Source organism: Streptomyces sp. col6 (assembly GCF_008042035.1).
In the GTDB taxonomy this organism is placed as follows: Bacteria; Actinomycetota; Actinomycetes; order Streptomycetales; family Streptomycetaceae; genus Streptomyces.
Genome location: NZ_RDBL01000006.1, coordinates 568,395 through 580,719 on the forward strand (window position 1 = coordinate 568,395; position 12,325 = coordinate 580,719).

The window sequence follows — 12,325 nt, forward strand, 5'->3', positions numbered from 1 at the left end:
CCTCAGCTCCCGCGCACCGCATCAATTCTGTCCTTTTCGTACCGAGGAGTGCCATGTCCCAGGACAGCCCTGCCCAGAATCAGGACCGGCCGGCCGGTGCGGCCGACGACGACGCCGCGTACGACTACGACGTGCTCGTCGTCGGCTCGGGCTTCGGTGGTGCGGTCTCGGCGCTGCGGCTGAGCGAGAAGGGGTACCGGGTCGGCGTCCTGGAGGCGGGCCGCCGCTTCACCCCGGGCACCCTGCCGAAGAACTCCTGGGACCTGAAGAACTACCTCTGGGCGCCCGCCCTCGGCCTCTTCGGCATCCAGCGCGTGCACCTGCTCGGCAAGGTGATGGTGCTGGCCGGTGCCGGGGTGGGCGGCGGCTCGCTCAACTACGCCAACACGCTGTACGTGCCGCCCGTGCCGTTCTTCGAGGACCGCCAGTGGGCGCACATCACGGACTGGCAGGACGAGCTGAAGCCGTACTACGACCAGGCGAAGCGGATGCTCGGAGTCCGGCTCAACCCCACGACGACCCCCTCCGACGTCCACCTCAAGGCGACCGCCGAGGCCATGGGCGTCGGCGACACCTTCCACCTCGCCCCGGTCGGCGTCTTCTTCGGCGACGGCGAGGACGCGGACGGCACGGCGACCGCGAAGCCCGGGGGCACGGTCGCGGACCCGTACTTCGGCGGCGCGGGCCCGGCCCGCAAGGCGTGCACCGAGTGCGGTGAGTGCATGACGGGCTGCCGTCACGGCGCGAAGAACACCCTCAACGAGAACTACCTCCACCTCGCCGAGAAGGCCGGCGCGGTCATCCACCCCATGACCTCCGTCATCGGCGTCACCGAGCACCCCGACGGCGGCTACCGCGTCGCCACCGTGCCCACCGACCGCCGGAAGAAGGCGAAGCCCACGACGCTGCGCGCCCGCAAGGTGGTCGTCGCGGCGGGCACGTACGGCACCCAGACCCTGCTGCACACCATGAAGGACAAGGGTCTGCTGCCCCGGATCTCCGCGAAGCTCGGCGAGCTGACCCGTACCAACTCCGAGGGGCTCGTCGGCGCGCAGACCTCCGACCGGCGCTACCGCAAGAAGCACGGGACGAAGCCCGACTTCACCAAGGGTGTCGCCATCACCTCGTCGATCCACCCCGACGCGAACACGCACATCGAGCCGGTCCGCTACGGCAAGGGCTCCAACGCCATGGGCGGCATGACCATCCTCCAGGTGCCGTTCAGCACCCACCGGGTCCTCGCCTGGTTCGGGAACCTGGCCAAGCACCCCACGCTCGCCGTCCGTTCGCTCTCCAACCGGCGCTGGTCGGAGCGGACCATCATCGGGCTCGTCATGCAGTCGCTCGACAACTCCCTGACCGCGTACCGCAAGCCCAGCGGCATCGGCAAGGGCCTGCTCACCGCCCGCCAGGGCCACGGCGCGCCCAACCCGACGCAGATAGCCGAGGCGACCCAGAGCGCCTCTCTGCTCGCTGACGAGATCAACGGCTTCCCCGGGTCCAACATCGGCGAGCTGATGGGCACCCCGCTCACCGCCCACTTCCTCGGCGGCTGCCCCATCGGCGCCGGCGCTGAGGAGGGCGTCATCGACCCGTACCACCGGCTGTTCGGGCACCCGGGCATCTCCGTCGTCGACGGCTCGGCGGTCTCCGCGAACCTCGGCGTCAACCCGTCGCTGACGATCACCGCCCAGGCGGAGCGCGCCATGTCGTTCTGGCCCAACAAGGGCGAGCCGGACCCGCGCCCGGCACAGGGCGAGGCGTACGCGCGGCTGGCGGCGGTGGAACCGCAGGCCCCGGCGGTCCCGAAGGAGGCGTTCGGCGCGCTGAGGCTGCCGTTCCTGGGGATGCCGGCGGTGCCGCCGAAGGCGGAGAGGGCGCCGAAGAATGCGGCGGCCGAGAAGACGTCGGCGAAGGCGCCCGAGAAGGCGTAGGCACAGCAGAAGGGGCTGCACCCCCCTCCCAGTGCAGCCCCTCACGCTGTAACCGGTCCGTCGTACAACAACCGACAACCGGTGTTCCGCATGCATGACCTGCCGGACGCCCCAATGGTTGTCCTCGCACTCACGAAATCCTTATGTGAGGTGGATCACCCCACGCTCGCTCCGTCCGTCGTGCCCGATCCGTGATCTCGTCCCGGGCAACTTTTCCCGCCCGCCTCCGGTCGTACCCCCTGTCGCTGCCACAGCGGTCACACAGCTCCCGACGACCCCAGAGGGCCCGAGATGAGAAGCGCGATTCCGTTCCGCCGTGCGATGGGCGTCCTGGCCTCGGCCGGTCTGCTGGCCGCCGGCATGCTCACGACGGCCGGTCCGGCGCAGGCCGCCGACCCCGAGTTCACGCTCGGCGGGCCCGCCGAGACGGCCCTGCACCCGTATCCGGCGACGGGCTCCCCGCAGAAGGCGAGCCTCGGTCTCACGGTCACCAACCCGTCCGAGGACGAGGAGAACGGGGCCTTCGAGGGCGAGTACACCGTCCGCTTCGACTTCGGGAAGCTGGCCGGTGTCGCGGACGTGGCCTTCGGTGAGGACGGCGGCGCGGACTGCGAGCGGACCGGGACCACCGCCGTCTGCAACGACTACGGCATCCGGCCCGGCCTGAGTACCCTCGCCGAACTGGAGGTCACCGCCGCCCGGGGCAGCGAGGAGGGCGACTCCGGCACCATCGAGGTCACCGCCGAGGCTGAGGGCGCCACCTTCCGGCCGTTCACCGCGCATGTGTCGATCGGCGGGCCCGACCTGTCGATGAAGCCGCTGCCGTTCAGGACGGAGCTGAAGCCCGGCGACACCCAGCCGGTGCCCGTCACCTTCACCAACAACGGCACCCGCGCCGCCCGGGGCGTCCTGCTCACCCTGCGCCACACGCGGGGCCTGGCCTTCACGGAGCGGTACCAGAACTGCGAGTACAGCGAGGACGACGGGGGCATGGGCAGCCCCGGCGCCTGGACCACCGCCCTGTGCGCCTTCCCCGGCAGCTTCGAGCCCGGCGCCACCTACACGCTGGCCGAGCCGCCGGTGCTGCGGGCCACCGACCGCGCGTTCTACGACACCCTCATCTTCCGGATCAACGAGGACGACACCGACGCCCGCGCGGCGCAGCGGGCCGGGGCGCACTTCAGCCCCGGCAAGGGCGCCACGCTGTCCCTGGGCAAGGCACCGGCGGTCCGCTCGGCCGACCTGGAGCCGGGCGACAACCAGCAGGAGGCCGACTTCCGCACCACGAACACCGCCGACTTCGCGGCCTACGGCAGCCAGGCCGGCGGCAAGGCGGGCGACACCGTCGACGTGACCCTGGGCTTCCGCAACCGGGGGCCCGCCTGGATCGGGTACATCCGCTCCGGCGAGGACGTCGCGACCGTCGACTTCACCGTGCCCGACGGCTCCCGCGTGGTCTCCAAGCCGGACATCTGCCGGGGTGTGACCAAGGACGGCGGCTACCTGGAGGACCAGACGAACGCCCGGCGCTACTTCTGCTCCACGCCCATGTCCGTACGCGAGGACGCGGACTTCGCCCTGCCGTTCCGGCTGAAGATCGTCACGGTGGAGGTCGGGGCGATCGGCGCGGTCGTCGTCCGCAACACCCACCTCCAGGCCCCCGCGCTGCCCTTCGACCCGGTGCCCGCCAACAACAGGGCGAACGTGGAGCTGAACGGCGAGGACACCGGTGCCGCGAGGGGCCAGTCCGGTTCCGGCGGCTCGACGGACACGGGCGGCGGTTCCGGTTCCGCCGGCGGCTCCGGTGGTTCCGGTTCCGCCTCCGGCTCCGGTGGTTCCGGTTCCGTCTCCGGCGGCGCGTCCTCGTCGGGCACCTCGGGCTCCGGTGGCTCCGGCGGTGCGCTCGCCTCCACGGGGACCGTCGCGCTCGGTGCCTCCGCCGCGGCGCTGGCCGCGCTGGTCGCGGGCGGGGTCCTGTTCACGGTGTCGCGGCGGCGCGCGGCGCGCTGAGGCCCCCACGGAAGAACGGCCGGCCCCGGGCGTCCCCGGAGCCGGCCGTTCCCGGAAGGACCGAGTGTCCCTCCGAGTGACCGGGCTGCTGTCCCCTGCCGACCGGTCACGCACGCCGGTGCGCGGTCCCACGGCGTACACGCGGTACGCCACACACCCCGGCGGAGCCACGCGTGGTTTCCATCGAGAGCCGCCCCTGGCTGGCACGGACAACGGGACCAACGAACCCGCGCCGGGCCCGGTCACGCGCCGTACGGGTGAGACTCCGCCCGAACTGGGATACGCCCCTACAGCCCTGGGGACGCGCCCCGGGTCAGACCCGGCCGCGGCACAGCTCCAGCAGCGTCATCGCCAGCGGGGTGCCCGGCTTGCCCAGCGCGTCCCGGTAGCGGCCCAGGATCTCCATCTCGCGGGACAGATTGACCCGGCGGCCGCCCGAGGTCATCCGGGCCTCCTGGATCACCGCCGAGACGGCCATCCGCTCCTGGACGAGCCCGATGATCCGGTCGTCGAGCGTGTCGATACGGGTACGGGCGTCGCCGATCAGGGACGCGGCCTCGTCGGTGCGGGCGCCGGTCACCTCGGTGCTGTTCGCGTCGACGGTGGTCCTGGAGGCGGGGGTGCTGGTGCTGCTCATGTCGGGTCTCCCGGTGGGGTGCGGCTCCCCGGAAGCCGACGGGCCCGGAACGCCAGAACGCCCCGGGCCTGTCGGCCCGGGGCGCCTGGAACGTTGCTTGTCAGTTGCTCAAGCAGCACGACCATGGCAGCCGGCGGGCCGGATGCCATAGGTAAAGACGAAGGTCGTGTGCTGACGCATGGGGACAGTATGGCCCCACCCCGGCCCCGGGCCCACGGCAGGCCCGGATCGTGAGACGGCCCCCGCTGCTCGCGTACGCGGGCCGGGATCGTGAGGGGGCACCCGACCGCGCGTACGGCGGGCCGGGATCGTGAGACGGTCCCCGCCCCTCGCTCGCGGCGGCGGGATCGTGAGACGGCCCACGTCCGCCGCCGGGCGCCCGCAGCCGGGGCAGGTCACTTCCGGCCGCCGGTAGAATTGGAGGACCGACCCCTCTCCACCGCCGGAAGGCCGCCCGTGCCAGCAGCACCCCCCGCCGCCCCCGACACCACCACCGACGTGGTCCTGGTTGTCGACTTCGGCGCGCAGTACGCCCAGCTCATCGCCCGCCGCGTCCGTGAGGCCCGGGTCTACAGCGAGATCGTGCCGTCCACGATGCCGGTGGCCGAGATGCTGGCCAAGAACCCCCGGGCGATCATCCTGTCCGGCGGTCCCTCCTCGGTGTACGCCGAGGGCGCGCCCTCGCTGGACCGCGCGCTGTTCGAGGCCGGGGTCCCCGTCTTCGGCATGTGCTACGGCTTCCAGCTGATGGCCACGACGCTCGGCGGCACCGTCGACGACAACGGTGCCCGCGAGTACGGCCGCACCCCGCTCACCGTCTCGAAGTCCGGCTCGACCCTCTTCGAGGGCACCCCGGACGAGCAGTCGGTGTGGATGTCGCACGGCGACGCCTGCTCCGCCGCCCCCGAGGGCTTCACCGTCACCGCGTCCACGGACGTCGTCCCGGTCGCCGCCTTCGAGAACGACGAGAAGAAGCTCTACGGCGTCCAGTACCACCCCGAGGTCATGCACTCCACGCACGGCCAGCAGGTCCTGGAGCACTTCCTGTACCGGGGCGCGGGCATCGAGCCCACCTGGACCACGGGCAACGTGATCGAGGAGCAGGTCGCCGCGATCCGCGCGCAGGTCGGGGACAAGCGCGCCATCTGCGGCCTGTCCGGCGGGGTGGACTCCGCCGTCGCCGCGGCCCTCGTGCAGAAGGCCATCGGCTCCCAGCTCACCTGCGTGTACGTCGACCACGGCCTGATGCGCAAGGGCGAGACCGAGCAGGTCGAGAAGGACTTCGTCGCCGCGACCGGCGCGAAGCTGAAGGTCGTCGACGCCGAGAAGCGCTTCCTCGACGCCCTGGCCGGCGTGTCCGACCCGGAGCAGAAGCGGAAGATCATCGGCCGCGAGTTCATCCGCGTCTTCGAGCAGGCCCAGCTGGAGATCCTCCAGGAGGACGGCCCCGAGGTCGCCTTCCTCGTCCAGGGCACGCTCTACCCGGACGTCGTGGAGTCCGGCGGCGGCACCGGCACCGCCAACATCAAGTCCCACCACAACGTGGGCGGCCTCCCCGAGGACATCGAGTTCGAGCTCGTCGAGCCGCTGCGCCAGCTGTTCAAGGACGAGGTCCGGATGGTCGGCCAGGAGCTCGGTCTGCCCGACGAGATCGTCCAGCGCCAGCCCTTCCCCGGCCCCGGCCTCGGCATCCGTATCGTCGGCGAGGTCACCAAGGACCGGCTCGACCTGCTGCGCGAGGCCGACGCCATCGCCCGCGAGGAGCTGACCGCCGCCGGCCTGGACCGCGATATCTGGCAGTGCCCGGTGGTCCTGCTCGCGGACGTTCGCAGCGTCGGCGTCCAGGGCGACGGCCGCACCTACGGCCACCCGATCGTGCTGCGCCCGGTCTCCTCCGAGGACGCCATGACCGCCGACTGGTCGCGGCTGCCGTACGAGACCCTCGCCAAGATCTCCACCCGCATCACCAACGAGGTCGCCGACGTCAACCGCGTCGTGCTCGACGTGACGAGCAAGCCGCCGGGGACGATCGAGTGGGAGTGACCCTCCCCGCGGGACCCTGACGATGCCGCCGCCCGGCGTACCGGGCGGCGGCATCGCAGTATGCGGTCCGCCTGTCCAGCCCCGCGAAACCAAGCCCCGCCGGCGTTTGAGGCGCGGGGTCCGGGGCGGAGCCCCGGTTTCGGGAAGAGTGGGGTCTCCCCTGCTCGAACGAAGTTGAGAGCTTGGGGATGGGGAGGGGAACAGGCCCGCCGCAGGCGCACCCCACCCGCACACACCCGAAAACGCATGGCGCGCGCCGAGGCACCCATGGCAGGCTCCGCCCCCATGTCGTCCGAAGAGATCCGCGCCCTGATGTCCGCCGCCCCCAACGACCGCCTGACCTGGAACACCCCGCTCTCCGAGGAGCACGCCGCCCGGCTCGTCGCCGCCTGCGCCCCCGCGCCCGGTGCGCGGATCGTGGACCTCGGCAGCGGCTGGGGCGAGCTGCTGATGCGCCTCGTGGAGTCGGCGCCCGGCAGCACGGGTGACGGCGTCGAGACCGACTCGGAGGCCGTCGCGCGCGGCCGGGCGCTCGCCGGGCAGCGTGGCCTCGCGGAGCGCGTACGGTTCCACGAGGTGCCGGCCGCCGAGTGGCCGGAGAAGGACTACGACCTGGCCGTGTCGATCGGCGCCTCGCACGCCTGGCCCGGCGGGACCACCGAAGCACTGGCCGCGCTGCGGGCGACCGTACGGCCCGGCGGGCGGGTGCTGTTCGGCGAAGGGTTCTGGGAGCGGGAGCCGGACGCGGCGGCACTGGCCGGGCTCGGCGCCGAACCCGGTGACTTCGGCTCGCTGCTCGACCTGATCCGGCAGGCCGAGGCCGTCGGACTGCGACCGCTCCAGGTGACCGCCGCCGACCGGCGCGAATGGGACATTTTCGAATCGGACGCCAACATCGGCCGGGGCGAACGCTGGGCGCTGGCGCACCCGGACCACCCGCTGCACGACGGGGTCGTCGCTGCCGTCGACGAGCGGCGCACCGGCTACTACGGCGGCTACCGGGGGACGTTCGGCCTCGCCTATCTCGTGCTGAGCGCCTGAGCACCGGTGCACCGGTGCACCGGTGCGTCTGGGCGTCTGGGCGGGGCGTGAGGTTCGTGTGGGCGGGGCGTATCCGTACGGAATCCGTGCGAGATCTCCCTGGCCACCGGGGGTGACCGGCGGTAGCTTCCGACGGAATGCCCCTGGGAGCCCCCGAGGAGTCGCCATGTCCGAGCCCACGCCGCTGCCCGTCGAGCAGCTGCACTTCGCGATGCCGCCCGTCCACGGGACGCCCGAGGAGGAACGCGCCCACCGCAAGGAGCGGCTGGCCGGCGCGCTGCGGCTGTTCGGCTCCTACGGGTACGAGGACGGCGTCTCCGGCCACATCACCGCACGGGACCCCGAGTTCACCTCCTGCTTCTGGGTCAACCCGTTCGGCGTCCCGTTCGACGAGCTGCGCCCCGAGGACCTGGTCCTGGCCAACGCCGAGGGTCAGGTCGTCGAGGGGCGCCACCACGTCAACCAGGCGGCGTTCACGGTGCACGCCCAGGTCCACCTGGCCCGCCCGGACGTCGTGGCCGTCGCACACGCCCACACCGAGCACGGCGGGGCGCTGGCCGCGCTGGGCGAGCCGGTCGAGCCGATCACCCAGGAGTCCTGCGCCTTCTACGAGGACCACACGCTGTACGACGCGTACACCGGAGTCGTGGTGGACGAGGACGAGGGGCGCAGGATCGCCACCGCGCTCGGCGGCCGCAAGGCGCTGATCCTGCGCAACCACGGGCTGCTGACCGTGGGGGACTCGGTGGACGCGGCGGCCTGGTGGTTCCTCGCGCTGGAACGGTCCTGCCGCATCCAGCTGGCCGCCCGCGCGGCCGGGAAACCCGTATTGATCGAGCACCGGGACGCGGTCGCCACCCGCGAACAGCTCGGCAGTGACCTCGTCGCCTGGATCAACTACCAGCCCCTGTGGCGCCGCGTCGCTCGAACGTTCTGACGAACAGGCCCGCCCGGTGCGCCCCGATGCGGCAACCACCGGCCCGGTACGGCACAATTCGCAGCGATCACACATGAGTTGGCCGGCCGATGGCGGCAACAGGGGCGGGAAAGGGCGGCGTTCTCCGTGGCGTTGGACGAGGCACGACAGGGCGCGCACGGCGGCGGCTGCACCTGCGGCGACTGCCCGCACGGGGCGCGCCAGGGACACCGGCGCGCGGTGGCCGCCTTCCTGACCAAGCGGGACGAGTTCGCCGCGGGACAGGGGCTGCCCGCCGGGGTCGCCCAGTCCGCGTCCGCGACCCGGCAGTGGGTCTCCGACGAACTCACCGAATCCGCCCGCGAGGTGGCCGACCGGGGCCGCGAGGCCGGGGACGCCTGGCTGTACCGGGTGTGGCAGCGCACCCTGCTGATCGTCTGGGGCGGCCTCGCCGCGCTGGCCCTCGCCCAGGCCGCCACGGCGATCGGCGCGGGCTGGACCCATGCCCGCTCCGCCGGACTGCTCGCCGGCCTGGTCACGGCCGGGCTGCTGACCGCCGCCGCCCACGTCCACCGGGCGCGCGGCGGCCTCCTCGCGCCGCTGATCGGCGAGGACAACCGGCTCTCCACCTCCCGCGCGGTCGCCGCCTCCTGGGTGCTGCTCGCCGTCTTCTCCGTGCTCGTCCTCGCCCTCGAACTGGCCGCCGCCTCCGGCCCCGCCCGCCGCGACGAGCTGATCGAGGGCCTGGACCTGGCGCGCGGGGCCGGCGTGGTGTCCGTCCTCGCTCTGGTGTGCGCCGTCGCTGTGGCCGTCCGCCGGGTGGTGAGTGTGCGGGTGCTGTCCGGGCGGCTCCAGAAGCTGCGGGCCGACCGGCCGCGCGCGGCGGACCTGCTCACCGACGACTCCGGGCGCGGCGGCTTCACGGATGTGCAGTACGTGCTGGTGTCCACGGTCGCTGTGGTGTTCGCCGCGGTCCGCCTCGCCCGCAGGCCCGAGCAGCTGCCCGACCTGCCGTGGGGCCTCGCCCTCCTGGTGGCTGTGTCGGCGGCCGTCTACTTCACCGGGAAGTACGGCGAGGGCGGTCGGCCGGTCGTGCTCTCCGTCGTCCGGTCCCGGGAGGCGGGCGACCTGGACGCGCCGATCCGCACCGGCGACGACATCGAGATCCGGGGCGCGGGCTTCGTGCCGCCCGGCGCCGGGGCCCCGGACCGGCTGGCCCGGGTCGTCGTGCGGATCGGTTCCGTGCACGTCCACGTCCCGCTGGTCCCGGTCACCGGCGGCTTCGCGAACCCCTCCGACACGCTGCTCACCGTGCCGGTACCGGTGGAGGTCGAGCCGGGCGTGGTCGAGGTCCAGGTCGTGACGGCCGCGGGCACGGAGTCCAACCGCGTCGCGATCGACGTCACCGACTGACACGCGCCCGACGCGCCTGCCGTCCCCGCCCGACGTGCCTGCCCGAGGGGCGGGCCGGGGCACCCCGTGCCGCACCCGGACCACGCGGGTGCCTCCTTCCCTGTGAACCCGACCGCGCCGGTCCCTTCCGCCGGGTTCGTACGTAAGGTCGGGTGACGGGCCGTACGGTCCGGTGGCAGCGGCCGGGGTGCCGCACGACGGCACGGCACGGCCGCGGACGGCACGGCGGCGGAAGGCGGAAGCAGCATGTACGGGTACGGCGGTAACGGGCGGGGCCTCGGCGAGGCCAGGAGCCTGCGGGACCTGGCGCGGGAGCACGCCCTGCTGCCGCTGCGGATCTTCCTCGGTGTCACCTTCCTCTACGCGGGGCTCGACAAGCTCACCGACAACGCGTTCTTCCACGCCGACGGCCCCGGATCGATCGGCGAGCAGATGCACGCCGTCCGCGACTCCGCCGCGATCCCCGGCCTCGTCGACCTGGCCCTCCACGGCCCCGCCGGCTTCGGGTACGCCATCGCCATCGGAGAGCTGGCCGTCGGGATCGGCACCCTCCTCGGCCTGTGGGCCCGGATCGCCGCGCTCGGCGGCGCCCTGATCTCGCTGAGCCTGTGGCTGACCGTCAGCTGGCAGGTCTCCCCGTACTACCTCGGCAACGACCTGATCTATCTCATGGCCTGGCTCCCGCTGCTGCTGGGCGGGGCAGCGTCACTCTCCCTGGACGCCCTCCTCACGGCGCGCCGGCGACGGATCCGGTAGCCGATCCAGGTGACCCAGGCGGCCGTCCACAGGCCGCCGGCGAACAGCGCGACGAAGAACTGCGGCGGGGTGTCCCACAGGCCGGCCGCGTCCGCCGCGTATCCGGCGGCCAGGGTCAGCATCACCAGGCCCGCGACGGCCCGGCCGGGCCGGAACTCATGACGCGGCACGGTTGACCTCCACCTGTCCGTAGTCCACTTCCAGATCGAGCTCGATCGTGCCGCCCGGGGCGCCGTCCCCGGTCGGCGCCAGCGTCCGGCGCTCGTCCTGCGAGGTGCGGATGTCCAGGTCACCCTTGCTGTGCCCGTCCACCAGGACGAGCGCGCCGACCCGGGTCCGCGCGTGCACCCGGACGGTGACCTCCGGTGGGACGTGCACCAGGACCCGGCCCGCACGGGCCTCCACCCGGGTCCGCACGGTGTCGCCCTTGGGCACGGTGATCCGGGTCAGGTCCAGCTCGGCCTGCCCCGATCCCACCGCGTAGCGCGGCTGCACCGCGGCGACGGTCGCCGGACGCCACTCCTCGCGCACCCAGTGCGTGCTGATGTCCTTGGGCAGCTCGGCCGCGCCCAGCAGCAGTCCGGCCGTGATCATCGCCAGCAGCAGTGTGCCGAAACCGGTCCGTCCGACGAACGCGCTGATCAGCAGCGCGAGACCGAACACCGCGAGCGCGGCGGCGAACCCGATCTGCAGGCTCGTGCCGAGCGGCTGGGAGTCCCAGCTCAGCCCCGTGCCGAGGCCGCCCGCCAGCAGCGCGGTCAGGAACGCCGGGCCGGCTATGGACCGCGGACCACGGATCTCCCTGGACCGGGGCGGCGGCGGACGGAACGGCGCGTCGGGCGTCGCCCCGCGCGGCTCCCCGGGAACCGCCGTGTCCACGGGCCCCCACAGATAGCCGATCGCCACCTTGCCGGTCGACCCGTCCTTGATGATCGGGTCGCGCCACCAGGACGGCCACGACAAGGTCGGCGGTGCCTTGACCTCGGGCGGCGCGTCCGAAGCCGCCTGCGCTGCCGCCTGGTGCAGCGGATCCTCGGGCCCCGCCTTCTTGCGCGCCTGCGTCCACATGGAGAAGCCGAGGACCGCGATCGACAGCATCGCGGAGAAGGCGAGCGTGCCGCCGTTGCCCAGCATCGACAGGAACAGACCGCAGCCGATCAGCGCGCACAGCATCGCGCTCAGCGATGCGAGCTCGACGCGCCCCGACAGCAGTCTGCGCGCCTCGTTCTCGTCCTCGCCCTCCAGCGGGATCAGCAGCCAGGCGAAGCCGTAGAAGATCAGCCCGAAGCCACCGGTCACGGAGAGCACCCCGAGCACGATCCGGAAGATCACCGGATCGACGTCGCAGTACCGGCCGAGCCCGCCGCACACTCCGGCCACCACCTTGTGCCGCGGGCTGCGGTGCAGGCGCGGAGCGGGGGCGGAAGGCGGTGCGGCGCCGGGCGGCGCGTCCTGGGGAACGGTCATGGCTCCATGGTGACGGGCCCCGCGCCCCTCCGGCACCCGCCCCGACCCTGGCCGGTCCCTGATATTGGTCCACCAGGTTCTCAGGGACACCGGGCCGCCCGTCCCGCC

The 12,325-nt window shown here is 72.9% G+C and carries 9 protein-coding genes; 7 read left to right on the forward strand and 2 right to left on the reverse strand.

Annotation, left to right across the window (positions count from 1 at the left end; genetic code table 11):
- The first annotated feature begins 53 nt into the window (after positions 1-53).
- Together EAO73_RS06715 and EAO73_RS06720 are read left to right on the forward strand one after the other, a co-directional pair.
- On the forward strand, positions 54-1,934 hold the full coding sequence (locus EAO73_RS06715) for a GMC oxidoreductase (RefSeq protein WP_147970502.1): 1,881 nt from the start codon (positions 54-56) through the stop codon (positions 1,932-1,934).
- A 321-nt stretch (positions 1,935-2,255) separates the two neighbouring features.
- Positions 2,256-3,944, forward strand: coding sequence for a peptidase (locus EAO73_RS06720; protein ID WP_147971424.1), 1,689 nt, complete (start codon positions 2,256-2,258; stop codon positions 3,942-3,944).
- A gap of 313 nt (positions 3,945-4,257) precedes the next feature.
- Here the strand turns inward: EAO73_RS06720 and EAO73_RS06725 are convergent, their stop codons facing one another.
- Entirely contained in the window at positions 4,258-4,581 is a 324-nt protein-coding gene (locus EAO73_RS06725) for a chorismate mutase (RefSeq protein WP_147970503.1), read from the reverse strand.
- Positions 4,582-5,037: 456 nt separating this feature from the next.
- Here EAO73_RS06725 and guaA point away from each other — a divergent pair, with 456 nt between their 5' ends.
- The 5 genes from guaA to EAO73_RS06750 all read left to right on the forward strand — a co-directional run bounded on the left by guaA (position 5,038) and on the right by EAO73_RS06750 (position 10,750).
- Positions 5,038-6,624 (forward strand): glutamine-hydrolyzing GMP synthase, encoded by a 1,587-nt coding sequence (gene guaA, locus EAO73_RS06730; protein ID WP_147970504.1) that lies wholly within the window; start codon positions 5,038-5,040, stop codon positions 6,622-6,624.
- Between the two features lie 285 nt (positions 6,625-6,909).
- Positions 6,910-7,665, forward strand: a complete 756-nt coding sequence (locus EAO73_RS06735; RefSeq protein ID WP_147970505.1) for an SAM-dependent methyltransferase — start codon at positions 6,910-6,912, stop codon at positions 7,663-7,665.
- A gap of 166 nt (positions 7,666-7,831) precedes the next feature.
- Positions 7,832-8,602, forward strand: a complete 771-nt coding sequence (locus EAO73_RS06740; protein WP_147970506.1) for a class II aldolase/adducin family protein — start codon at positions 7,832-7,834, stop codon at positions 8,600-8,602.
- A gap of 126 nt (positions 8,603-8,728) precedes the next feature.
- Positions 8,729-9,994, forward strand: coding sequence for a hypothetical protein (locus EAO73_RS06745; protein ID WP_191133957.1), 1,266 nt, complete (start codon positions 8,729-8,731; stop codon positions 9,992-9,994).
- Between the two features lie 246 nt (positions 9,995-10,240).
- Positions 10,241-10,750: a DoxX family protein gene (locus tag EAO73_RS06750; protein WP_147970507.1), complete on the forward strand. Its 510-nt coding sequence runs from the start codon at positions 10,241-10,243 to the stop codon at positions 10,748-10,750.
- Positions 10,751-10,906: 156 nt separating this feature from the next.
- On the opposite strand, the gene EAO73_RS06760 is transcribed toward EAO73_RS06750, so the two are convergent.
- Positions 10,907-12,217, reverse strand: a complete 1,311-nt coding sequence (locus tag EAO73_RS06760) for a PspC domain-containing protein (protein ID WP_147970509.1) — start codon at positions 12,215-12,217, stop codon at positions 10,907-10,909.
- Positions 12,218-12,325 lie beyond the last annotated feature (108 nt).